Below are 24365 nucleotides of genomic sequence, written 5' to 3'. Positions count from 1 at the left end.
TTGCAAACTTTACTATTAGTAGTTAGGAAGTTTTTTATTGGTAGTCGGGAAGTTTTTTGTTATAGGTTTGAGAGAGGAATTGAAAAAAACGTTATCTTTGTTACATAAGAGAAGTGCATGAATGATGAACAAAACTAAAATTAAGCGATATATGAAATATTATCCGGACTTATTATTGTTGTTTACCTTATTGTCCGTTACCACAATGATTAAAGCACAAATATCGATAAGACCTTATAGCGAATGGGAAGCAACCCAGTTTGTTGCAGTGAACGGACATCAGCCCGAAGACTATGTAACGCCAGATAATAATTGGGAAATACTATACAATTTACGGACTCCACGTACTCAAGCCGAACTTCGTGAAATGGGTATTAAATGCTCTGATAGCCAATTATTGTTATTGGAAGTAGGTGGACTTGTCAGTAAAACAAAAGGAAAATGGAAAGCTACTATACCCATTCTCGACAAAGAACAGACCAATTCTCTAAGAAGCTTAAGTAAGGAGATTGCTGAATCCATGTATGTCAAAACAAAGGCAGACTTTATATCATTGGCACAAACTATCAGTGAAATGGGATTCAAGAACAATGTACTCTCACTTGTTTTTTCATACCTTCTGGATGGAAAAATGTGGACAAAGTTAGTCTTGTTTGAGGATGTTGACAATTATACAAGCTGGAGTGGCTGTTACTGGGTATTATACGAATCAAGAAATGGCTTTGCATGCGGTACGAATGGTTTCGGAGAACAGAATTTGATTTTGACTTACATCAATAGCGGCATTGCTCCTGACAACGACATTATGGACCATTGTGCTGATGAAATAGCACAATTCGGAAAAGTAACAGATGCCAAACTCGTTTCTCAGTTAAAACCTTATGGGCTGGTAGATGATAATGGAGATGTATTATTTCCTATTATAAAGAAACGGCAAGACCGCTTTCATCAAATAACTGAAAAATTGGTAAACTCTATCAGTGCGGAACTAAAGAATAATTGTGGCTCCTTAGCAAGCCAATATGGTATTGACAATGAAAAAGTGGCAATGGTGATGCTGTACCATGAAGTCATGTGGGATTTGGTAGATAATCTGATTCAAGATAGGATAATCTTTACTCCAGCTATTTTCAAAGATGAAGAATCGAATAAAGAACGATTGAATGAAGTCGTTTTCTTCATAGAAGGAGGATTAATGCAATAATAATTCGATAGAGAAAAGGACATTTGACTTTGAAGAGTTTTCTGTAAATGCATTTCAAGTGCATAGAAAATAGCCAATTAAAAATAAAGAATTATGTACGAATGGGCCAATGAAATGAACTGTGCCGTAACTGTATGCGACACAAAGGGAATCATCCTATATATGAACGAGAAAGCATGCCGTACGTTTGCCAAACACGGTGACCTGATAGGCAAGAATCTCTTTGATTGCCACAACCCGCAATCGCAAGCCAAGATACGCGAACTGCTGGAGACGGGGGGAGTGAATGCCTACACCATTGAGAAGAACGGTGTCAGGAAAATGATTTATCAGACGGCATGGAAGCAGGACGGAGTGGTCGGTGGCCTGGTGGAGATTTCGATGGAAATACCCGGAGAGATGCCACACTATATGAGAAAATAACAAAATGATATATGATATGAAAACACTTTCTAATTCAGAACTGACAATTAAAGTCTCCCCACATGGGGCCGAGTTATGCAGTATCTTGCATGATGGAAAAGAATATCTTTGGCAGGCAGACCCCGCTTTTTGGAAACGGCATTCTCCGGTGCTTTTTCCCATTGTAGGCAGCGTTTGGGAGAATGAATACCGCCACGAAGGCGTTTCCTACGCATTGACGCAACACGGTTTTGCCCGCGATATGGATTTTGAATTGATGCTTGAACTGGAAGATGAGGTACGCTATCGACTGGTTGACAGTGAGGAAACACGCAAGAAATATCCTTTCCCGTTTTGCCTTGAGATAGGCTATCGGATAGAGGGAAAGAAGATTGAGGTGCTTTGGAAAGTCATCAATACCGGAACACGCGAAATGCACTTCCAGATAGGGGCCCATCCGGCTTTCTATTACCCGGACTATGATACGGAGACAACGGACCGTGGATATTTCGGCTTTGATAAGACGGAAGGTTTGCACTATATCCTTATCTCCGAGAAAGGATGTGCCGCTCCGGATAAGGAATATTTGCTTGAGTTGACAGATGGCCTGCTGCCTTTGGACATCCACTCCTTTGATAAAGATGCCCTGATTCTGGAAAACAGTCAAGTGAAAGAAGTTACATTATATAATAAGGAGAAGAAGCCCTATCTCAGTCTGTATTTCGACACTCCGGTGGTGGGGTTGTGGTCGCCTCCGGCCAAGAATGCTCCGTTTGTCTGCATCGAGCCGTGGTACGGGCGTTGTGACCGTGCCCATTATAAGGGCGAATATAAGGATAAGGACTGTATGCAGCACTTGGCGCCGGGAGGAGTCTTTAAAGGTGGGTATACAATTGATATAAGATAAAAAATGAAGAAGGATACTGAAAATAATTCGGTATCCTTTTTATTTGGAGAATGCAATGTCATTATCTTTGCGCCCGGTAAAAAATATAGGTTGTTTTTTAAGGTATGAAGAAGAGTCTTATTGCATTGGCGTTCGGCACATTGGGGCTAGGGATTGCCGAATTTACGATGATGGGTATTTTGCCCTATGTGGCTACTGATTTGGGAATCAGCATTCCCGTGGCCGGTCATTTCATTTCTGCGTATGCGTTGGGTGTTTGTTTTGGTGCGCCCATGCTGCTCCTGGCCCGTAAACGCCCGTTGAAGCAGATTCTGCTGGTCTTGATGGCATTAATGATTGTGGGTAATATTTGTGCGTCTATGGCACCCAATTATTGGGTCTTGCTGTTGGGACGTTTTGTTTCCGGACTTCCTCATGGCGCTTATTTTGGGGTGGCTTCCATTGTTGCGGGAAAATTGGCTGATAAGGGGAAAAGCTCGGAGGCGGTTTCAATTATGATAGCGGGAATGACTGTGGCCAATCTGTTTGGGGTGCCGTTGGGTACTTCGTTGAGCCATACACTGTCTTGGCGTGCCACGTTTCTGCTGGTAGGTGCCTGGGGATTGATAACACTGTACTACATTTGGCGTTGGGTACCGCAGGTCGAAGGACTGAAAGACACGGGATTTAAAGGACAGTTCCGTTTTTTGAAGAAGCCGGCGCCGTGGCTCATATTGGGAGCTACGGCTTTGGGCAACGGTGGCGTATTCTGCTGGTATAGCTACATCACCCCGTTGCTGACTGAGGTTTCCGGTTTTAGTGCGGAAAGCATTACGGCGCTGATGGTACTGGCAGGATTCGGAATGGTTGCCGGCAATCTGGTCAGTGGGCGCATGTCCGACCGGTACACTCCGGGAAAGGTAGGTACGGTGGTGCAAGGGATGATATGTGTTATTTTATTATTGATATTTTTACTCTCGCCCTATCCGTGGTGTTCGGCAATATTGATGACACTCTGTACGGCAGGTTTGTTTGCCGTCTCCAGTCCGGAGCAGGTGTTGATGATTCGTGTGGCCCCTGGAGGAGAAATGTTGGGAGGCGCTTGTGTACAGATGGCCTTCAATTTGGGGAATGCTATCGGAGCCTATATCGGAGGTCTTGCCTTGAGTGGAGGATACCGTTATCCCGCATTGGCAGGCGTACCGTTTGCACTGATGGGATTTATTTTATTCCTTGTCTTCTACAAGAAATTCCAGGCTAAGTATTAAGTGTTTCATTTTTTTTGTGTATGTTTGTCCACAAGTATTAACTAAACTCGATAACTTATGAAGACTTTGAATTATGTGAAGATATTGCTGTTGTGTGTATTTACGATTGGACTGGCGTCTTGTGGGGATGATGTGTATTATACTATGCAGAATAGTGACGACAAATTGTGTGAAAGAACATGGGTTGAAGATTACGAAAGTGATGGTGTTGTGACTGGTGCGTATCAACTAAGATTTTATAAGAAAGATAACAAGGGGCAGGAAGTATCCACAACTTACACTACGGACGGTAAAGTGACTTATGATCGGGAGTTTAATTGGCGTTGGACAGATGATAGCAAAGAGACTTTGAAGTTGACTTTTGCAGATGGTAAAGTGAAATACTTTGAGAATGTATGGGTGCGTGACCATTATCTTTCCGGTAAGATAGAAGGAAAAGTTGTGATGTTGACAGATGCAAATTATATAAATAAATGAAGGTTATGAAGTTTTTTGTGCAGTTGTTCTTGCTGTCTGTCCTATGTATAGGCTTGTCTTCTTGTGAAGACGATCAAGATGTAGTGGATTCTACTATTATCGGTCGTTCATGGACAGGCGATGTAGGCATGTTGGATGACTTTGGTATGTCGGTGATTAGTACATTTTCTTTCGGGGCAGATGGTTTCGGAGAAGAAGTTCAACGTTATCGCAATGGGGAATATTGTGATTCATTCCGTTTTCAATGGTGGTGGGAAGATAGTTATAGTAGAAACCTTGTATTAGATTATGGCAGATATGGTGGCATTTCTTATATGGATGATGTCAGAGTCAGTGGTAATCAGCTATGGGGTACATTCTTCTTTTCGGATGATTCTCCGGGTTTTAATTTCACATTATATATGGAATAAAAAAATAGGATTATTTGTATGTTCCCTATACTCATTGTATAGGGAACATTTTTTATAAGAAATCTTCTACTTATTCTTCAAGACCAGCTTCTTGAACTCTCCCGGATAAGGTGTTTCAAACCGCATCAGCTCTCCCGTGACGGGATGATAGAAACAGAGTTTGAAAGCATGCAGGGCCAAGCGTCCGATAGGATTTACGTCTTCCAGTCCATAGCGTCCGTCGCCGATAATGGGATGCCCCAAATCCTGCATGTGTACACGTATCTGGTTTTTTCGTCCCGTTTCCAGGTTCAGTTCAACGAGAGAGTATCCATTGGCTCGTTTGATGGTACGGTAATGCGTAATGGATTCTTGTCCCCCGTCATCTGTCGGGCTGGAGTATACATACAGCTTACGGTCTGTCAACCAAGAAACCACGGTTCCTGCATCTTTTTCCATCTCGCCGACCACTACGGCTACGTATCGCCGGTCTGTTACAATGCCATGCCAGTTATCGCGTAGTGTACGTTGGGTCTTCTCGTCTTTGGCAAACATCATCAAGCCGGAGGTGTCACGGTCCAGGCGGTGCACGATGTGTACACGGTGCTGCTTGCCCGAGCGTTGCACGTATTCATTCAAGATGGTATAGGCGGTACGTTCCTTTTGCCGGTCAGTGTTGACGGACAGCAAACCCTGCATCTTCTCTATCACGATGATATAGGCATCCTCGTATACAATCTTCATCAGTTTATGGTTGAACTCTTTACGTCCCTTCTCACGGCTGATTTGTACTTTCATACCCGGTTTCAGGGGAAAATTGTATTGTGTAGTGATAACGCTGTCCACATATATAATGCGTTTGCTCAGCAATGATTTCAGCTTGGTGCGGCTGGCGTCCGGCATTTTAGCTGCCAGAAACTCCATGAGCTCCATCGGTTCCTTCACCATATAGTCCGTATATTGTGTGCGGGCTCTTGCTGTAATTTTTTCTTTTGCCACGACTGGTTTTAATTTACGATTAGACAATTTACAATTTACGATTGAAAACTACTTGGACTTTCAATCTTTTAATTCCAATAATACTACGTTTTCCACATGGTGGGTGTGCGGGAACATGTCTACCGGTTGAACGGCCTTCACTTTATATTTCGCATCGAGCAGTTGCAGGTCGCGCGCCTGCGTAGCCGGATTACAGCTGACGTATACGATGCGTTTGGGTTCGGCAAACAGAATGACATCCACTACATCCTGGTGCATTCCGGCACGGGGAGGGTCGGTGATGATGACATCGGGACGGCCGTATTGGTTGATGAAGTCTTGTGTCAGCATGTCTTTCATATCTCCGGCAAAGAACAATGTATTTTTAATTCCGTTAATCTCGGCATTGACCTTGGCGTCTTCAATGGCTTCGGGCACATATTCTATGCCGATTACCTGGCGTGCGTACTTGGATACGAAATTGGCAATGGTACCCGTGCCGGTATAAAGGTCATAAACAAGCTCGTTACCGGTCAGTCCGGCAAAGTTGCGCGCTACTTTGTAGAGGTTGTAGGCTTGTTCGGAGTTGGTCTGATAGAAAGATTTGGGACCTACCTTGAAGCGCAGTCCCTCCATTTCCTCGAAGATGTGGTCTTTTCCCTTGAAGGTGTGTACCTCGAGGTCGGTGATGGTATCGTTGCACTTATTATTAATAATGTATAGCAGGGAAGTGATTTCGGGGAATGTATCTGCTATGTATTGCAGCATTTGCTTGAACAGAGCCATTTCCTCCTCTTTCTCTATCTTGCAGATGAGGATTACCATCAGTTCGCCGGTGGTAGAGGTACGCACAATCATATTGCGTAGCATTCCTTCATGCGTACGCAGGTTGATGAAGGAATAGTTGTGCTGGTAGGCATAGTCGCGTACCGCATTGCGGATGCGGTTGGATATATCGTCCTGCAACCAGCACTTTTCTATGGCAAGCACTTTATCGAAAGCATTGGGAATATGGAAGCCTACGGCATTCATCTGTTCGTACACTACATTCTGCTGAACCTCTTCTGTCGTCAGCCAACGTTTGTTGGAAAAAGTGTACTCCAGTTTATTCCGGTAGAACTGAGTTTTTTCTGAACCTAATATCGGAGAGATTTCCGGCAATTCGATTTTGCCGATGCGGGTGAGGTTGTCCGTTACTTGTTTTTGCTTATACTTGATTTGCTCGGAATAGGGGAGAACCTGCCATTTACAACCGCCGCATACACCATAATGTTGGCAGAATGGAACTGCCCGTACTGCCGAATATTCATGGAATTTCACAGCCTCGGCTTCAGCATAATGATGCTTTTTTCTCTTAATTTGCAGGTCAACTACATCGCCGGGGACGACATATGGTACGAAAATCACCAAATCATTGACTTTTGCGATGGCTTTTCCTTCGGCAGCCACATCCGTAATTGTCACCTTCTCCAGTAGGGGAAGTTCTTTTCTCTTTCTTGCCACTTTTACACCAATCTAATAAATTCTTCGGCAAAAATAGACATTTTTTCGGGATTTCTCTCTATGAAATGAAATATTAAAGATTGCAATGTCGAAATTGCATTTTAGCATAAAGTTTTTTCTGAAAAAGTTTTCTAGTCTGCGAAATATACTTAGATTTGCGAACAGAAAAGAGAAATCACTATCAAAAACTTTAAATTTATATTATGGACAAAAAAAGAGTTTATACCTTTGGTAACGGCCAGGCAGAAGGAAAGGCCGATATGAGAAACCTTTTGGGTGGGAAAGGTGCTAACCTTGCAGAAATGAACCTTATAGGGGTTCCGGTTCCTCCGGGCTTTACAATAACGACAGAAGTTTGTACGGAATATTATGAAATGGGGCAGGATAAAGTCGTTGCTCTGTTGAAGAACGAAGTTGAACAGGCCATTGCCCATGTGGAGACGCTGATGCGTTCCAAATTCGGTGATGTGGAGAATCCGTTGCTGGTTTCCGTTCGTTCGGGTGCACGCGCTTCCATGCCGGGCATGATGGACACTATCCTGAATCTTGGCTTGAATGACGAAGTGGTGGAAGGCCTGACGCGTAAGACGGGCAATGCACGCTTTGCATGGGACTCTTACCGTCGTTTCGTGCAGATGTATGGCGACGTGGTGCTGGGTATGAAGCCGGTGAACAAGGAAGATGTAGACCCGTTCGAGGCTATTATAGAAGATGTGAAACATGCTAAAGGCGTGAAGCTGGATAACGAGCTTGAGGTGGAAGACCTTAAGGAACTCGTGAAGAAGTTCAAGGCTGCGGTGAAAGAACAAACCGGAAAAGACTTCCCGACTTGTGCCTACGAGCAGTTGTGGGGTGCCGTTTGTGCCGTATTCAACTCCTGGATGAACGAACGCGCCATCTTGTATCGTAAGATGGAGGGAATTCCTGACGAATGGGGTACTGCCGTAAGCGTTCAGGCTATGGTATTCGGTAATATGGGCGAGAGCTCTGCTACGGGTGTTTGCTTCAGCCGCGATGCTGCTACCGGTGAAGACCTTTTCAACGGTGAGTATTTGATTAATGCACAAGGCGAAGACGTGGTTGCCGGTATCCGTACTCCGCAACAGATTACAAAAATCGGTTCTCAACGTTGGGCTGAATTGGCCGGTGTAAGCGAAGAAGAACGTGCCAGCAAGTATCCTTCCATGGAGGAGGCTATGCCGGAAATCTATAAAGAATTGGATGCTTTGCAGACGAAGCTCGAAAACCACTACCGTGATATGCAGGATATGGAGTTTACCGTACAAGAGGGTAAACTCTGGTTTCTCCAGACCCGTAATGGTAAGCGTACCGGTGCCGCTATGGTGAAGATTGCCGTAGATTTGCTGCATCAAGGTATGATTGACGAAAAAACCGCATTGATGCGTTGCGAGCCCAATAAGTTGGACGAATTGCTCCACCCGGTATTTGACAAGACAGCGCTGAAGCAAGCCAAGGTATTGACCCGTGGTCTTCCCGCTTCTCCGGGTGCCGCTACGGGACAAATCGTATTCTTTGCCGATGATGCTGCCGAATGGCATGCTGCCGGCAAGCGTGTGGTGATGGTACGTATCGAGACTTCTCCGGAAGATTTGGCAGGTATGGCAGTTGCCGAAGGTATCCTGACTGCCCGCGGTGGTATGACTTCGCATGCGGCAGTGGTTGCCCGTGGTATGGGTAAGTGCTGTGTGTCCGGTGCAGGTGCCTTGAACATCGACTACAAGGCGCGTACAGTGGAAGTGGATGGTGTACTGTTGAAAGAAGGTGACTATATCTCCTTGAACGGAAGCACCGGTGAAGTATATAAAGACAAGGTGGAGACAAAAGCGGCTGAGCTGTCCGGTGACTTTGCGGAACTGATGGATTTGGCAGACAAATATACGAAGCTGCAGGTTCGTACCAATGCGGATACTCCTCATGATGCCGCAGTAGCACGTAATTTTGGCGCTGTGGGTATCGGTCTTTGCCGTACGGAACACATGTTCTTTGAAGGCGAGAAGATTAAAGCCATGCGCGAGATGATTCTGGCAGAAAATGCAGAAGGGCGCCGCAAGGCTTTGGCTAAGATTCTTCCCTACCAGCAAGCTGACTTCAAGGGAATTTTCAAGGCAATGGAAGGCTGTCCGGTGACGGTGCGTCTGCTTGATCCTCCTTTGCATGAGTTTGTTCCCCATGACCTGAAGGGACAGCAGGAAATGGCAGATACGATGGGCGTGAGCCTCCAGTATATCCAGCAACGTGTTGAGGCACTTTGTGAGCATAATCCGATGTTGGGTCATCGTGGTTGCCGTTTGGGAAATACATATCCTGAAATTACACAGATGCAGACGCGTGCCATCCTGGGTGCTGCTTTGGAATTGAAGAAGGAAGGTGTTGAAACCCATCCTGAAATCATGGTGCCTCTGACCGGTATCTTGTATGAGTTCAAGCAGCAGGAAGAAGTGATTCGTGCTGAGGCTGCCCAGTTGTTTGAAGAAGTGGGTGACAGCATCGACTTCAAGGTAGGTACAATGATTGAGATTCCGCGTGCCGCCTTGACTGCCGACCGCATTGCTTCCTCTGCCGAGTTCTTCTCATTCGGTACGAACGACTTGACTCAGATGACATTTGGTTATTCACGCGACGATATCGCTTCCTTCCTCCCGATTTATCTGGAGAAGAAGATTCTGAAAGTAGACCCGTTCCAGGTACTCGACCAGAATGGTGTAGGACAGTTGGTGCGCATGGCTACTGAAAAGGGACGTGCTATCCGTCCGGATTTGAAGTGCGGTATCTGCGGCGAACATGGCGGTGAGCCTTCTTCTGTGAAGTTCTGCCACAAAGTTGGCTTGAATTATGTCAGCTGTTCTCCGTTCCGTGTGCCTATTGCACGTCTGGCTGCGGCGCAGGCTGCCATTGAAGGCTGATTTCAATAATACTGAATAATGACATTTATGGGCTGCATGCTTTACTTGGTAATGGCATGCGGCCTATTTTGTTGGAAAAAACTGTAGTTTCTATTAATTTATTTGTATTTTCTTTAGTATATTTGCTTCCCATAATTTTATAGTTTCCAATAAGCAAGCAAAAAACGATGATATTGACAATTACGGCAGCATACGATGTTTGGACGAATGACTTCTATCAGAATAATGAAGCATTGGTATATAGTTTTGGGATAATTGTCATTCTGCTTTTGGTCATCATGATAATCATTTCCATCAGCAAGAGCAAAAGGTTGAAGACGTTGCAGCGCATCAATGAGGTTGCCGAAGAATCCAACCAGCTGAAGAATGCTTTCATCGCTAATATGACTCACGAAATTCGTACTCCTTTGAATGCCATTGTAGGCTTTACAACTATGCTTGCCGAAATGGATAATTTGGACAGAGAAACCCGTATGGCTTTTCTGAAGGAGATTAATGATAACAAGGACTCGCTGCTGCAACTGGTCAATGACTTGCTGGACTATTCGAAGATTGAGGCAAATACTCTGGAATATAACGATGGAGAAGTGGATGTAAACGCGCTGATTGATGAAGTCTGTACGACGGAGAATATGCGCTCGCATCCCACGGGCATTCAGGTGGAGTTTGTAGAACGGCTGCCTCAATGCCGTTTGGTGGTAGACCGCGTGCGTTTTGCCCAAGTCATAGGTAACTTGGTGAGGAACGCCTTGAAGTTTACGGAGATGGGCAGTGTGAAAATCGGTTGCAGGAGATTGAGCAACCATAACTTCTATTTTTATGTGGCAGATACAGGCTGTGGTATCGATGAAGTGGGAAGACATGCCATCTTTGAACGGTTTGTGAAGATGAACTACAATATCAAAGGTACGGGGTTGGGGCTTTCCATCACCAAATCTATTGTGGAGCACTATGGGGGAGGTATCGGTGTGGAGTCTAAGAAAGGGGAAGGCTCCACCTTCTATTTCACGTTGCCTGCCGGTATTGAATACAAAGAGTACGGTAAATTTTGATTTGCCAGTCCAAGAAGGCTCAATCAGCCATTTTCTTCAACTTCTTGAAGTGGCGGATTACTTCCAGATAATCGCGGTCGGTGCAGGCATTGAATTTATTCCATAAGTCACCCATTACAACGGCACCACCGAATCCGTAATCCTTAATCTCCAGTATGTTGTCGGGAGTAATGCCTCCCAAAGCCATGACTCTACTGTCTATGACCTTACTTTTTCCTGCTTGCCGCAACTCTTCGGCTGTGAAGCCGGACGTGACTCCGGACTTTGTGATGCAATTATATATCGGGCTTAGGAACAGATAGTCATAGAAATGCTTCTTGTTCTGCACTTCGTCCAGTGAATGGCAGGTGCAACTGATGTGACCCGAATAGTCATGGGGCTCTTTGGGATTGCGGGTGTTTAGATGAATCCCCATCAGGCTGAACTCTTCCTGCAGGTAGAAGTGCTCATGGGTAATGATGCGCTTATGGTATTTTGCGGGTATCAGCGTTAAAAGCCGTTCTGAATACATGGCGGGAGTTTCCGGCTTCCTCAGATGTAGAATATCCAGCCCCTCTTCGAATAGTGCCGTGATAATCTTGTCTTCTTCCACAAAAAATGTGGGTGCTGTTACTACGATGAGTTTCATTTCTTTTGTTTAACTTTTAAGTTTAGCAAAGTTAATGAATACTTATGGTAGAAGCCAAAGAATTTCTTTAAAATATGTTAGATGGCTATTTTAAACAAGAAAACGCATTCTTGAACCTTAGTTGCTCAAGAATGCGTCATTAACATGTTTAGTGGGACCTTGTTGCTTATTTCAGTCTTTTACCTACTACATCCCAGTCGATGATGCTCCACAGTTCGTTCACATGGTCGGCACGGCGGTTCTGGTAATCAAGATAGTAGGCATGTTCCCACACGTCGAATCCGAGTAGCGGAACAAGACCGGCGCGTACCGGATTGCTACCGTTGGCTTCTTTGGTGATGTGGAGTTTGCCGTTCTTGTCGGCAGACAACCAAGCCCATCCGGAGCCGAACAAGCCGACAGCTGCCGCGTTGAATTCCTTCTTGAAATTCTCAAAGCTGCCGAAGTCGCGTTTGATGGCTTCTGCCAGCTTGCCGGTAGGCTCGCTGTGGGCAGGCTTCGGAGCAAACTGTAAGAAGTATAATGTGTGGTTCAACACTTGTCCTGCATTGTTGAAGATGGCACCGTCCGGTGCTGTGGCAACAATGGTTACCAGGTCTTTGCCTTCAAATTCCGTTCCCGGAACGAGGTTGTTGAGGTTGTTCACGTAGGTTTGCAGATGTTTACCGTAGTGGTAATCTATGGTTTGCTGACTGATTACAGGTTCCAGTGCATTGTTGGTGTAGGGAAGTTTTGGCATTTCGTAAGTCATAACTGTTATCATTAAAATCGTTAATATTGTATTCATAAGTTTCAATTATTTAATTTTGGAACTTTACTATATAAACACTATAACCTATAGAAATGTTCGTACGTCTCCGAAGCTTTTTTTATCTTTGCCTCCGTAAAAACAAAGGAAGAAAAAATATCATCATTTTAAGATTATACGGATATGCCCGATTATATAGAGGAACTGAACGAAGGACAACGGAACGCGGTGTTATACAATGACGGTCCGTCACTGGTGATAGCCGGTGCCGGTTCGGGAAAGACGCGCGTGCTGACCTACAAGATTGCTTATCTGCTGGAGAATGGCTACCAGCCTTGGAACATTCTGGCATTGACCTTTACCAACAAGGCGGCGCGCGAAATGAAGGAGCGTATAGCCCGTCAGGTGGGGCCGGAGAGGGCGCGCCATCTGTGGATGGGAACCTTTCACTCCATGTTCCTGCGCATTCTGCATGTCGAGGCCGGGCATATCGGCTTCACTTCGCAGTTTACCATTTACGATACGGCAGACAGTAAAAGCTTGATACGTTCCATTATCAAGGAAATGGGGCTGGATGAGAAAGTGTACAAGCCGGGGATGGTGCAGGCGCGTATCTCGAATGCCAAGAATCATCTGGTTTCTCCGGCAGGCTATGCCAACAACAAGGAGGCTTACGAAGGAGACCGTGCAGCCAAGGTTCCGGCGCTTCGCGACATCTACCAGAGATATTGGGAGCGTTGCCGGCAGGCAGATGCGATGGACTTCGACGATTTGCTGTTCTACACATTCCTGCTGTTCCGGGACCACCCCGAGGTGTTGGCGCGTTATCAGGACCAGTTCCGTTACATTCTGGTAGATGAGTATCAGGATACCAATTTTGCACAGCACAGCATTGTGCTGCAACTTGCCAAGAACCATCAGCATGTCTGTGTGGTGGGGGATGATGCACAGAGTATCTACTCCTTCCGTGGTGCTGATATTGACAATATTCTCTACTTTACGAAAGTATATCCCGATACGAAGGTCTTCAAGCTGGAGCAGAATTACCGTTCCACCCAGACCATTGTCCGCGCGGCCAACAGCCTGATAGAAAAGAACCAGTGGCAGATACGCAAGGAAGTGTTCTCAGAAAAGGAGAAGGGAGAGGCCATCGGTGTGTACCAGGCATACAGTGACGTGGAAGAAGGGGATATTGTGGTGAATAAGATAGCTGAACTGCGGCGTGAAAAGCGCTATGCCTACTCTGATTTTGCGATACTCTACCGTACCAATGCGCAGAGCCGTATTTTTGAGGAAGCCATGCGCAAACGCAGTATGCCTTACCGTATTTACGGAGGTTTGTCGTTCTATCAACGCAAGGAAATCAAAGATGTTATCGCTTACTTCCGTCTGATAGTGAATCCCAATGATGAAGAGGCTTTCAAACGTATTATCAATTATCCTGCACGGGGTATCGGAGATACGACAGTGGGAAAAATCATTGCTGCCGCCACCGGGCACAATGTCAGTTTGTGGACCGTGCTTTGTGAGCCGTTGGCGTATGGCTTGAACTTCAATAAAGGTACGGTGGGAAAGTTGCAGGCATTCCGCGAACTTATATCTGCCTTTATCACAGATGTTGCGGAGAAGAATGCCTACGAGATTGGTGCTGACATTATTCGCCAATCGGGCATCATCAATGATGTGTGTCAAGACAGCTCTCCCGAGAATCTGAGCCGTAAGGAGAATATAGAGGAGCTGGTGAACGGTATGAGTGATTTTTGCGCCCAACGGCAGGAGGAAGGAAACCCTAACGTGTTGTTGGGTGACTTCCTTTCGGAAGTTTCCCTTCTTACCGACCAGGATTCGGATAAGGATGGGGACGATGAGAAGATAACCCTGATGACTGTACATTCGGCCAAGGGATTGGAGTTCAAGAATGTGTTTGTAGTGGGGATGGAGGAGAATCTTTTTCCCAGCAGCATGGTGGGTGACTCTCCCCGGGCATTGGAGGAAGAACGGCGGCTGTTCTATGTAGCCATCACACGTGCCGAAGAACACTGTTTCCTATCGTATGCAAAGACGCGTTTCCGGTACGGCAAGATGGAGTTTGGCAGTCCCAGCCGTTTTCTGAAGGATATAGACGTACGGTTCCTGCGCCTGCCTCAGGATGCGGGAATGTTCCGCAGGGTAGAGGAGGAAGCTGCCGTTTTCCGCAGGGAGAACGCCAGAGGCTTTGCGCCTGATAAGGAAGATGCTCCGTATGGAGGAAAAGAGCGTGTGTCTGTACGGCCGAAGCAGCAGATTATTGCGCCGACCGTTCCACGTAACCTGAAACGGGTGGCGCCTTCTGCAAATACGGCAAGTACATCGCCTTCTGCCGGCGCGTCTGCCAACCGTGTACAGCAGGGACAACTGATAGAGCACGAACGTTTCGGCCTGGGTGAAGTTTTGAAAGTGGAGGGCGAAGGAGACAATGCGAAAGCCACCATCCGCTTCAAGAATGCGGGAGACAAACAACTTTTGCTGCGCTTCGCGCGTTTCAAAGTTATAGGGTGATGAATATTGTTTACAAAAGAATGACTTTGCAGAAGGGCGGCATCTGTTTTACTAAATATTCCCCGGAGAATTACTAAAATGAGGAGGACGATTTAGTAAAACTTCGGAGAAGATTTACTAAATCGTTGGAGAGGGCTTGTCAACCCCTTGTGGCGTGTTTATTAGGATGGAATCATAAATGGTAAAAAAAATATATATAAAATGACAAATAAAGACTTTTCCCTTTTCCCTTCTCCCTGCTATATTATGGAAGAAGGATTGCTGAGAAAGAACCTCGCACTGATAAAAAGTGTGGCCGACCGCGCAGGTGTGGAGATAATCCTCGCTTTCAAATCATTTGCCATGTGGCGTTCCTTTCCCATTTTCAGGGAGTATATAGACCACTCTACGGCAAGTTCTGTCTACGAAGCCCGTCTGGCATTGGAGGAGTTCGGAAGTAAGGCACATACGTACTCGCCTGCCTATACCGAGGCCGATTTTCCGGAGATAATGCGGTGCAGCAGCCATATTACTTTCAATTCGCTTTCGCAGTTCCACCGCTTTTATCCGGTAGTGGTGGCGGAGGGAAGCGGCATTTCCTGCGGTATCCGTATCAATCCTGAATACTCTGAGGTGGAAACGGAGCTTTATAATCCCTGCGCACCCGGTACCCGCTTCGGTGTAATGGCCGACCAGCTTCCCGAAGAACTTCCGGCGGGTATTGAAGGTTTTCACTGTCATTGTCACTGCGAGTCTTCTTCCTACGAGCTGGAACACACATTGGAGCACTTGGAAGGAAAATTCTCCCGCTGGTTCTCACAGATTAAGTGGTTGAATTTAGGAGGCGGGCATCTGATGACGCGTAAGGATTATGATGTAGAGCATCTTGTCCGTCTGTTGCAGGGCTTGAAGGGGCGCTATCCACATCTTCAAATCATTCTTGAGCCCGGTTCCGCTTTTACTTGGCAGACCGGTGTGCTGAGCTCGGAGATAGTGGACATCGTGGAAAATCGCGGCATTCGTACCGCCATTCTCAACGTTAGCTTTACGTGCCACATGCCGGATTGTCTGGAGATGCCCTATCAGCCTGCAGTGCGTGGAGCGGAGATGGGCGATGCGGGCCCTTACGTCTATCGCCTTGGAGGAAACTCCTGCTTGAGCGGCGACTATATGGGACTGTGGAGTTTCGACCATGAGCTGCAGATAGGGGAGAGAATCGTCTTTGAGGACATGATACATTACACCACTGTAAAGACGAATATGTTCAATGGAATTCACCATCCGGCCATTGCAATGTGGACAAAAGAAGGAAAAGCTGAAGTTTTCAAGCAATTTTCTTATGAAGATTATCGTGGGCGAATGAGTTGATAATCAAAAGTCTGCTTGTATGCCTGGCGAAAATGTACACTTTTCTGTGTGAAAAAAGTCTGCGGAATGTTTGCAGGTTTAAGGAAAATATCTACCTTTGCATCCGCAATCGCGGAAATAGCTCAGTTGGTAGAGCATAACCTTGCCAAGGTTAGGGTCGCGAGTTCGAGTCTCGTTTTCCGCTCAACGCAGTTTAGATTGCAATTACCTATGCCCAGGTGGCGGAATTGGTAGACGCGCACGTTTCAGGTGCGTGTGTCGAGAGGCATGCAGGTTCGAGTCCTGTTCTGGGCACCAAGGTAAAGCAGTCGGTTCTTTGAATTGTTGAAAGTAAGTTGGAGAGGTGGCGGAATTGGTAGACGCGCTACTTTGAGGGGGTAGTGACAATTATGTCGTGGGAGTTCGAGTCTCCTTCTCTTCACGCTTTTATACATTGCGGAAATAGCTCAGTTGGTAGAGCATAACCTTGCCAAGGTTAGGGTCGCGAGTTCGAGTCTCGTTTTCCGCTCTTTCAGATGTATTGAAGATGACTTATGCCCAGGTGGCGGAATTGGTAGACGCGCACGTTTCAGGTGCGTGTGTCGAGAGGCATGCAGGTTCGAGTCCTGTTCTGGGCACCAAGGTAAAGCAGTCGGTTCTTTGAATTGTTGAAAGTAAGTTGGAGAGGTGGCGGAATTGGTAGACGCGCTACTTTGAGGGGGTAGTGACAATTATGTCGTGGGAGTTCGAGTCTCCTTCTCTTCACGCTTTTATACATTGCGGAAATAGCTCAGTTGGTAGAGCATAACCTTGCCAAGGTTAGGGTCGCGAGTTCGAGTCTCGTTTTCCGCTCTTTCAGATGTATTGAAGATGACTTATGCCCAGGTGGCGGAATTGGTAGACGCGCACGTTTCAGGTGCGTGTGTCGAGAGGCATGCAGGTTCGAGTCCTGTTCTGGGCACTTTACTCCTCAAAAAAGGAGAGTCATCCCATGCGGAAATAGCTCAGTTGGTAGAGCATAACCTTGCCAAGGTTAGGGTCGCGAGTTCGAGTCTCGTTTTCCGCTCTTTTCAGATAAAAAAATCCCGCAAGCATTGTTCGGTGCTTGCGGGATTTTTTTGTTGTATGGAAGTTGTTGTTACAGTTTCTGTAATGAGAATCCGAGCATCATTCCGTCGTAGCTGTTGGCCAGCGAGCCGATACTCTTCAGAGTGGAGTTGCTGCTTTTGCTGGAGAGGAAGGTTATCAGTTTCAGTAGCTTGTCCGATTCGAACAGCAGGTCCATAGTTGTGGAGGTAGCGTTGACCTTGGCATTCATACCTATCAGCTTGGCGAATTTCAAGTTGACCTTTTGGGTGGATGCATTGTAGGAGTAGCTTCCCTTCATGCTCTTTTGCCCTACTTTGGCGCTGAATGTGCTGTCGGCGTTGAATGTGAATGACATTTGCCCGGCTTTGATGCCTACTTTGGCAAGCTGTTCGTCCAGTTTCTTTTCTGCGGCTGTGGTGGCAACGGCACCGCCGGCTTTCTGCAGCAGGTTGTCCGATTCGAATTCAATGGCGGAGCCGGTATACGACCAAGTGCCGGTCATATCCGCTGTTGACTTGCCGGTCACGGCATTTACCGCCTTCTCTATATTTTCTTTGTTGAACAAATCCTTGATGGATTGTGCGTGACTATTGCCGGTCAGCAGTAGTGCGGCAACAAACAGTTGCCAAAAAACTAATCTTTTCATTTTACTTATGTCTATTGTTTGCTATTCAGGCTTTTGTTGATACTTTCGATATAGTCCAGCAGCTCTTTCCGTCCCATGCGGTTTTCAGAAGAGGTGATGAAGTAGGGAGGCAGCTCTTCCCACTGTTCCTTCAACTGTTCCAGGTATTCGTTGATGTGGGTGTTCAGTCTGCCGCCTTTCAGTTTGTCGGCCTTTGTGAAGACGATGGCAAAGGGTACGCCGTTCTCGCCCAGCCATTCCGTAAACTCGAGGTCGATGGCTTGGGGAGCCAGCCGGCTATCTATAAGAACAAACAGACAAGTCATCTGTTCGCGTTGCAGTATATAACTTTCTATAATACGTTTGATTTGTTCCTGCCCTTTCTGTCCCCGTTTGGCATAGCCGTATCCCGGAAGGTCTACAATGTACCAGCTCTTGTTGATGAGGAAATGGTTGATGAGCATGGTCTTTCCCGGTGTGGCAGAGGTCATGGCAAGCCCTTTTCTCCCGGTCAGCATATTGATGAGACTGGATTTTCCTACGTTGGAGCGTCCGATGAAAGCATATTCGGGAAATGTACCAGTGGGGCATTTCCGCACGTCTGTGTTACTGATGACGAATTCAGCGTTTGTAATATCCATTTTGTTGCCTTTTTGGGGTTTTACGTGTGGCAAAGGTAGCACTAATTTCATAAGTTTGTACTATCTTTGCCCAGAAAGCGAAGATAGGCTGTACCTCAGCATAAAAAATGAACTCGTTCATTTTATTCTGCATTCGGTTTGCACTATCTTTGTGGCCAATAGGAGAATTTTAAGTATGAATGGACAGTTTCCCTCTACATTATTGGAGAAGGCGGTAAATGAGTTTGCCAAGTTGCCCGGAGTGGGACGCAAGACGGCTATGAGGCTGGTTCTTCACCTGCTCCGCCAGGATACGGCAGTGGTGGAAGCGTTCGGCAATGCCATCGTGACGCTGAAGCATGAAGTGAAATATTGCAAGGTATGCCATAATATATCAGATACGGAGACGTGCCGCATCTGTTCCAGTCCGCAACGGGACGCTTCTGTGGTTTGTGTGGTAGAGAACATCCGCGATGTGATGGCTGTGGAAGCCACACAACAGTTCCGTGGTTTGTATCACGTGCTGGGAGGTGTCATCTCGCCGATGGATGGCATTGGCCCCGGAGACTTGCAGATAGAAAGCCTTGTGCAGCGGGTAGCCGCCGGCGGCATCAATGAAGTGATTCTTGCGCTGAGCACGACGATGGAGGGAGATACCACCAACTTTTATATCTACCGCAAGCTGGAAAAACTGGGCGTGAAGCTCTCTGTCATAGCCCGTGGCATTTCCATCGGCGACGAATTGGAGTATACGGATGAAGTGACTCTGGGACGCAGTATTGTGAACCGCACTCCATTTTCCGGAACTGCCTGATTGTTTGGGCCATTATCAATTATTCATTATCCACTATCAATTTACTAAATGGAAGAACAAATAAAGAAGACCGCAGCGCGTGTCCGAACAACTTTTGCCTATTTCTGGATGCTTCCCATCCTGCTCGTTCTACTTGGAGAAACCGGAGGCGGATGGGTAGGTATGTATGCCGGAGATGTACGTGTCACCTATATGGCTGAGACGGTAACCATTCTGCTGGCTGCCTCTTGCGTACCCATAGCCTTGAAACTCTTTTCATGGGTATTAATCCGGAAAATAGATGTAGTGACGCTTCCCGAAGCCCTCCGCCTCTATGCGCTGTGGAGTGGCGTGCGGCTGGCATTGCTTGCCATACCGGTGCTTGCAGGCTTTTTCACCTATTATATCATGTTGAGCAGTACGGGTGCACTGTGTGCACTGATAGGACTGACGGCTTCTCTGTTCTGCCTACCGGGTGAGGGACGCCTGCGTAAAGAACTGCATATCAATAAAGAAGAAGAAATGTAACCGACTGGAAGATATGAATAAATCTTATTTCTGCAGTGAAAGGGTGCGTCTCCGTGCTATGGAGCCGGAAGACCTGGAAGTGATGTATGCTATGGAGAATGATTCCCAGACTTGGGATGTGACGAACTTCACCGTACCCTATTCCAGATTTGTCTTGAAACAATATATTGAGAATTCCGAATGCGATATGTTTGCCGACCGCCAGCTGCGTATGATGATTGTACGTGCAGAGGATGATGCGCTGATAGGTACCATCGATATTACAGAGTTTTCTCCCATGCATGCCCGGGGAGAGGTGGGCATTGCCATACGGAAGGAGTATCAGGGCAATGGTTATGCCAAGGAAGCGCTGCGTTTGCTGTGCGACTATGTTTTCAGTTTCTTGTATCTGAAACAGTTGATAGTCCATATCTCGGTGGATAATGAGGCAAGTATCCGCCTTTTTGAATCCTGCGGTTTTGTGCGTTGCGGGCTTTTGAAGGAGTGGTGGCGCGTAGGAGGATGCTATAAGGATGTCGTGCTGTTGCAACTTCTCCGAAGCACTAATTGAGCGTTGGAATCTGAGGGAAACGCGACCATATTTCATATTTTGCTCCCAGCTTGCACAATGCCTTCTTCCAGAGTGTGCCGCTGGCCGCCTCGTTCATTAGCGAACTGATGTTTTCTTTGCCTACCAGCCAGGTGTTTTCTTCAATTTCCCGGCCCAGTTGTTCGTACTCCCAGCCGGAGTATCCCAAGAAGAATCTGATTCTGCCTTGAACGGGATTTCCCTGCATGATGTAGTTTTTAATGGCTTCAAAGTCACCGTTCAGGTAGAAGCCTTTGCCGATGGACAGCGCTCCGGTAATACCCTCGAGCGTGTGCAGATAGAACAATGTATCTGTGCTGAGTGGTCCTCCTTTATAGATAGGTATACTTTCCGGGCAGTCGAAGTCTTTCAGCACATCATTCAAGAATAGGGGGAGCGGTTTGTTCAGAACCAGTCCCATTGTGCCGTCATGTGTATGGTCCACCAGTAGAATGACGGATCGTCCAAACATATGGTCACACAAAAAGGGTTCGGAAATCAAGACCTTTCCCTGGGCAGGAACCACATGGTTTGTTTCTATCTTGAATAGATTTATATTGCTATACATGCCCCTAATATACATAATATTCCACAATAAACCAAAGTTCTTCGCTGTTTTTCATTTTAAAAGTTTCTTTTCTCAGATTTTATGGCTTTTTTTATTCGGAGAAAATACTTAAGTTTGCAAGTAATTGGCAATTTAATGCAATGAAATATACTACATTATATACGTTAATTTTAGGGCTGTTTTCTATAGGATGGACGGATTGCCCGGAGGATTTTATGGAGCGTATGCAGCGTCCGGGACATTCTGAAATACAGCTTTCTAAAGTGACGATAAGTGGCCGTGTGCTGGATGAAAGCGGGTTTCCGTTGGCCGGTGCCACTATTCAAGAGAAAGAAACTGCCAATGGTGCGATAGCGGATTCGGAAGGAAAATTCACTCTGGTGGTTGCCGATAATGCAGTGCTTCGTGTTTCGTTTATCGGCTACATGTCCCAGGATATTGAGGTGGAAGGACATTCGACCTTTCATATCACACTAAGAGAAGATATGATAGAGCTGGATAACGTTATTGTTACCGCTTTGGGTATCGAAAAGAAAGAAAATTCTCTTTCTTACGCCACAGATTTAATAAAAAACGAGGAGTTGACGCGAGTAAAAATGCCCAACTTAATTACTTCGTTGACCGGCAAGTCGGCAGGTGTGCGTGTCAATCAGGTTTCTTCCGGTCTGGGAGCCTCAGCCAAAGTCAGTATCCGTGGAATCCGTTCGGTGGCGAGTGACAACCAACCGCTGTATGTGATAGACGGTGTTCCCATTCTGAACTCCACTTCCGAGCAAGCATACTCTGCCATAGGCGGAACGGCCAATGCCGGCAACCGTGACGGAGGAGACGGCATTTCCAATCTGAATCCTGAAGATATAGAGAGTATCAGTATCCTGAAAGGAGCTCCCGCGGCAGCTTTGTATGGTAGCCAGGCTGCCAATGGGGTGATACTGATTACTACAAAGAAGGGGCAGTCGCACGGGCAGCGCAGTGTTTCTTTCTCGACGAGCCTAATGTTCGACAATGCTTTTGCGCTACCCAAGATGCAGAACCGCTATGGAGTAAGTGACGGTGTGGACAGTTGGGGAGAACGGGCAAACCTTCCCGAATACGATAATCTGAGAGACTTCTTCTCTACTGGTGTCACCTCCATAACTTCCATCTCCTTGAGTCACGGCAATGAGAAGTTGCAGAACTATTTCTCCTATGCTAATACTACGGGGCATGGCATCATTGGGAAACATAACCTTTCGAAGCACAACCTCACTTTCAGAGAGACTTCCGTTCTATTGAATTCCCGTCTGAAGTTAGATGGCAGTATGAACCTGATGCGCCAGGTGGTGAAGAACAAGCCTACCGTGGGTGGTTTCTACATGAATCCTTTGGTGGGGCTCTACCGTTTTCCACGGGGTGAGGATATTGCTTATTATAAGGAGAACTTCGAGGTTTATGATGAGGGTAGAAACTTGAGCATACAGAATTGGCATACCTCCTACGAGGATTTTGAGCAGAATCCCTACTGGATTACCAATCGCATATTGAGCAAGGAGAACCGCATGCATGTCATAGTCTCCTTATCCGCCAATCTGAAGATAAACGATTGGTTAAGCCTGCAGGCCCGTGGCAATGTAGACTATATTAACGACAAGGTGCGCCAGCAGTTCTATGCCTCTACCGCTCCGGCGTTGGCGGGAGCCAATGGGCGTTATATCGAGATGGACTATCAGGAAACCCAATATTACGGAGACGCCATACTGATGATGAAAAAGCAGTGGGATGCATTCTCTCTCAACGCGGCGCTCGGTGTCAGTATCAATGACAAGACTGTGAACTCCACCCGCTATGACTCTAAAACAGCTTCGCTGAAATATGCCAATGTGTTCAATCTGGCCAATATCATCATGAATGGTTCTGCCGGGCTGGACCAGAAGATTGATGCGCGGCGCCAATTGCAGTCCTTGTTTGCGACGGCACAACTGGGCTACAACGAGTTTGTCTATCTTGATTTGTCGGCCCGTAATGACTGGTCTTCCACGCTGGCTTATACATCTCATGAGAAAAGCGGGTTCTTCTATCCCTCCGTGGGATTTTCGCTGATATTCAATAAGCTGATGACTTTACCCCAATGGGTGTCACTGGCAAAGATAAGGGGGGCATACAGCATGGTGGGCAATGATATTCCCATGTTCATCACAAATCCTTCCTCGCATATCACGGCGGGCGGAGAGTTCCTGGCAAGTGATGCCGCGCCGTTCAAGGATATGGAACCGGAGATGACGCACTCCTTTGAGGCGGGTATAGAAGCGCGTTTTTTAAAGAACCGCATTGGTTTGAATGCCACTTTCTATAAGACGAATACCCGGAACCAGTTCTTCAAGCTTCCTACTCTGTCGGGCGATAAATATGCCTACCGTTATGTCAATGCGGGTGATATACAGAATGTGGGGTGGGAGATTTCATTGGATGCCGTTCCTTTGCTGACAAACCATTTCAAGTGGAAAACAGAGGTGAACTTCTCCACCAACCGCAACAAGATAATTTCACTGCACGAAGCGCTGAAGGAGTTTCTTTACGGTCCTACCAGCTTCTCGTCCAGTTATGCCATGAAATTGGTGAAAGGGGGCTCTATCGGTGACATCTACGGAAAAGCTTTTGTACGTGACGATGCGGGCAATATCGTTTACGGCACGGAAGGAGACAATACCGGCATGCCTTTGGTGGAAGGTGATGGCAATACGGTGAAAGTGGGCAATGCCAATCCAAAACTGATGCTGGGCTGGAATCATATGCTGTCTTACAAGAATTTTTCTTTCTATTTTCTGGTGGATTGTCGCTTTGGAGGCGATATTTTGTCCCAGACGCAGGCGGATATGGATATGTATGGCGTTTCTGAAGTCACGGCCCGGGCCAGGGACAAAGGTTATGTAATGCTTGAAGGTAACCGGATAGATAATGTGAAAGGATTTTATAAGAATGTTGTAGGCGGACGGGCCGGGGTGACGGAATATTATATGTATGATGCCACGAACATCAGGCTGCGTGAGCTGTCCGTGGGCTACCAACTGCCTGCTGCCTGGATGGAAAAGACCAAAGTCCTCAAGCGGGCACAACTGTCCTTTTCGGGACGCAACTTGTTCTTCTTCTACAAAAAGGCGCCTTTCGACCCTGACCTGGTACTCTCTACGGGCAACGATAACCAGGGAATTGAAGTCTACGGTATGCCTACCACGCGTAGTTGGGGATTTTCTTTGAAGTGTGAATTTTAAGAG

Annotated in this window: 21 protein-coding genes and 9 tRNA genes; 23 read left to right on the top strand and 7 right to left on the bottom strand. The window is 46.6% G+C overall.

Features of this window, described 5'->3' with window-relative positions; all coding sequences use genetic code 11:
* The first annotated feature begins 121 nt into the window (after window positions 1-121).
* The 6 genes from DW800_RS12975 (at window position 122) to DW800_RS12950 (ending at window position 4647) form a co-directional block, all read left to right on the top strand.
* Window positions 122-1204, top strand: a complete 1083-nt coding sequence (locus DW800_RS12975) for a hypothetical protein (RefSeq protein WP_117703952.1) — start codon at window positions 122-124, stop codon at window positions 1202-1204.
* 93 nt (window positions 1205-1297) lie between these two features.
* Window positions 1298-1627, top strand: a complete 330-nt coding sequence (locus DW800_RS12970) for a PAS domain-containing protein (protein ID WP_035448305.1) — start codon at window positions 1298-1300, stop codon at window positions 1625-1627.
* A 16-nt stretch (window positions 1628-1643) separates the two neighbouring features.
* The gene (locus DW800_RS12965) at window positions 1644-2513 is read left to right on the top strand and encodes an aldose 1-epimerase family protein (RefSeq protein ID WP_035449249.1); all 870 of its coding nucleotides are present in this window, start codon (window positions 1644-1646) and stop codon (window positions 2511-2513) included.
* A 104-nt stretch (window positions 2514-2617) separates the two neighbouring features.
* Complete coding sequence (araJ, locus tag DW800_RS12960) at window positions 2618-3760, top strand: MFS transporter AraJ (RefSeq protein WP_117703951.1); 1143 nt, start codon at window positions 2618-2620, stop codon at window positions 3758-3760.
* Window positions 3761-3817: 57 nt separating this feature from the next.
* Window positions 3818-4237 (top strand): hypothetical protein, encoded by a 420-nt coding sequence (locus tag DW800_RS12955; protein ID WP_117703950.1) that lies wholly within the window; start codon window positions 3818-3820, stop codon window positions 4235-4237.
* Between the two features lie 5 nt (window positions 4238-4242).
* Window positions 4243-4647: a hypothetical protein gene (locus tag DW800_RS12950; RefSeq protein WP_117703967.1), complete on the top strand. Its 405-nt coding sequence runs from the start codon at window positions 4243-4245 to the stop codon at window positions 4645-4647.
* A 66-nt stretch (window positions 4648-4713) separates the two neighbouring features.
* Here DW800_RS12950 and DW800_RS12945 read toward each other — a convergent pair whose 3' ends face one another.
* On the bottom strand, window positions 4714-5625 hold the full coding sequence (locus tag DW800_RS12945) for an RluA family pseudouridine synthase (RefSeq protein WP_005828353.1): 912 nt from the start codon (window positions 5623-5625) through the stop codon (window positions 4714-4716).
* Between the two features lie 60 nt (window positions 5626-5685).
* Window positions 5686-7107, bottom strand: coding sequence for a 23S rRNA (uracil(1939)-C(5))-methyltransferase RlmD (rlmD, locus tag DW800_RS12940; RefSeq protein ID WP_117703949.1), 1422 nt, complete (start codon window positions 7105-7107; stop codon window positions 5686-5688).
* A gap of 203 nt (window positions 7108-7310) precedes the next feature.
* On the opposite strand from rlmD, the gene ppdK reads away from it, so the two are divergent.
* Window positions 7311-10031, top strand: coding sequence for a pyruvate, phosphate dikinase (gene ppdK / locus DW800_RS12935; protein WP_005828357.1), 2721 nt, complete (start codon window positions 7311-7313; stop codon window positions 10029-10031).
* A gap of 167 nt (window positions 10032-10198) precedes the next feature.
* Window positions 10199-11083, top strand: a complete 885-nt coding sequence (locus DW800_RS12930; RefSeq protein ID WP_005828359.1) for a sensor histidine kinase — start codon at window positions 10199-10201, stop codon at window positions 11081-11083.
* A gap of 19 nt (window positions 11084-11102) precedes the next feature.
* Here DW800_RS12930 and DW800_RS12925 read toward each other — a convergent pair whose 3' ends face one another.
* Window positions 11103-11711, bottom strand: coding sequence for a thiamine phosphate synthase (locus DW800_RS12925; protein WP_035448311.1), 609 nt, complete (start codon window positions 11709-11711; stop codon window positions 11103-11105).
* Window positions 11712-11877: 166 nt separating this feature from the next.
* Window positions 11878-12498 (bottom strand): superoxide dismutase, encoded by a 621-nt coding sequence (locus DW800_RS12920; protein ID WP_005828364.1) that lies wholly within the window; start codon window positions 12496-12498, stop codon window positions 11878-11880.
* A 144-nt stretch (window positions 12499-12642) separates the two neighbouring features.
* Here DW800_RS12920 and DW800_RS12915 point away from each other — a divergent pair, with 144 nt between their 5' ends.
* From DW800_RS12915 to DW800_RS12860, 11 genes are all read left to right on the top strand, one after another.
* A complete protein-coding gene (locus DW800_RS12915) occupies window positions 12643-14997 on the top strand; it encodes an ATP-dependent helicase (RefSeq protein ID WP_117703948.1) in 2355 nt (784 codons plus the stop codon).
* 201 nt (window positions 14998-15198) lie between these two features.
* Window positions 15199-16344 (top strand): carboxynorspermidine decarboxylase, encoded by a 1146-nt coding sequence (nspC, locus tag DW800_RS12910; RefSeq protein WP_035448315.1) that lies wholly within the window; start codon window positions 15199-15201, stop codon window positions 16342-16344.
* Between the two features lie 111 nt (window positions 16345-16455).
* Window positions 16456-16528: transfer RNA gene (locus DW800_RS12900), tRNA-Gly, on the top strand.
* A gap of 28 nt (window positions 16529-16556) precedes the next feature.
* Window positions 16557-16641 (top strand) — tRNA-Leu (locus DW800_RS12895).
* A 40-nt stretch (window positions 16642-16681) separates the two neighbouring features.
* Window positions 16682-16765: transfer RNA gene (locus tag DW800_RS12890), tRNA-Leu, on the top strand.
* Between the two features lie 14 nt (window positions 16766-16779).
* Window positions 16780-16852: transfer RNA gene (locus DW800_RS12885), tRNA-Gly, on the top strand.
* A gap of 27 nt (window positions 16853-16879) precedes the next feature.
* A tRNA-Leu gene (locus DW800_RS12880) sits at window positions 16880-16964 on the top strand.
* 40 nt (window positions 16965-17004) lie between these two features.
* Window positions 17005-17088: transfer RNA gene (locus DW800_RS12875), tRNA-Leu, on the top strand.
* A gap of 14 nt (window positions 17089-17102) precedes the next feature.
* Window positions 17103-17175, top strand: a tRNA-Gly gene (locus DW800_RS12870).
* A 27-nt stretch (window positions 17176-17202) separates the two neighbouring features.
* A tRNA-Leu gene (locus tag DW800_RS12865) sits at window positions 17203-17284 on the top strand.
* Window positions 17285-17316: 32 nt separating this feature from the next.
* Window positions 17317-17389: transfer RNA gene (locus tag DW800_RS12860), tRNA-Gly, on the top strand.
* Between the two features lie 72 nt (window positions 17390-17461).
* On the opposite strand, the gene DW800_RS12855 is transcribed toward DW800_RS12860, so the two are convergent.
* Window positions 17462-18058, bottom strand: a complete 597-nt coding sequence (locus DW800_RS12855) for a DUF4923 family protein (protein ID WP_016272664.1) — start codon at window positions 18056-18058, stop codon at window positions 17462-17464.
* A gap of 11 nt (window positions 18059-18069) precedes the next feature.
* Complete coding sequence (gene yihA / locus DW800_RS12850; protein WP_005836522.1) at window positions 18070-18678, bottom strand: ribosome biogenesis GTP-binding protein YihA/YsxC; 609 nt, start codon at window positions 18676-18678, stop codon at window positions 18070-18072.
* 175 nt (window positions 18679-18853) lie between these two features.
* On the opposite strand from yihA, the gene recR reads away from it, so the two are divergent.
* Genes recR through DW800_RS12835 form a run of 3 tightly spaced genes read left to right on the top strand, consistent with a single transcriptional unit; the run spans window position 18854 to window position 20528 of the window.
* A complete protein-coding gene (gene recR / locus DW800_RS12845) occupies window positions 18854-19471 on the top strand; it encodes a recombination mediator RecR (RefSeq protein WP_035448317.1) in 618 nt (205 codons plus the stop codon).
* Between the two features lie 48 nt (window positions 19472-19519).
* The gene (locus DW800_RS12840; protein ID WP_016272662.1) at window positions 19520-19978 is read left to right on the top strand and encodes a hypothetical protein; all 459 of its coding nucleotides are present in this window, start codon (window positions 19520-19522) and stop codon (window positions 19976-19978) included.
* Window positions 19979-19991: 13 nt separating this feature from the next.
* Window positions 19992-20528, top strand: a complete 537-nt coding sequence (locus DW800_RS12835; RefSeq protein WP_016272661.1) for a GNAT family N-acetyltransferase — start codon at window positions 19992-19994, stop codon at window positions 20526-20528.
* Here DW800_RS12835 and DW800_RS12830 read toward each other — a convergent pair.
* Window positions 20521-21129: a YqgE/AlgH family protein gene (locus DW800_RS12830; RefSeq protein WP_016272660.1), complete on the bottom strand. Its 609-nt coding sequence runs from the start codon at window positions 21127-21129 to the stop codon at window positions 20521-20523. The two genes, DW800_RS12835 and DW800_RS12830, sit on opposite strands and share 8 nt — an antisense overlap.
* Before the next feature lie 125 nt (window positions 21130-21254).
* Between DW800_RS12830 and DW800_RS12825 the strand changes: the two genes are divergently transcribed.
* The gene (locus DW800_RS12825) at window positions 21255-24362 is read left to right on the top strand and encodes a SusC/RagA family TonB-linked outer membrane protein (RefSeq protein WP_016272659.1); all 3108 of its coding nucleotides are present in this window, start codon (window positions 21255-21257) and stop codon (window positions 24360-24362) included.
* Window positions 24363-24365 lie beyond the last annotated feature (3 nt).

This window comes from Bacteroides sp. AM32-11AC (genome assembly GCF_003603515.1).
In the GTDB taxonomy this organism is placed as follows: Bacteria; Bacteroidota; Bacteroidia; order Bacteroidales; family Bacteroidaceae; genus Bacteroides; species Bacteroides uniformis.
The sequence above is the reverse complement of the archived record's forward strand: the minus strand, read 5'-3'. Positions and strand labels throughout refer to the sequence as shown.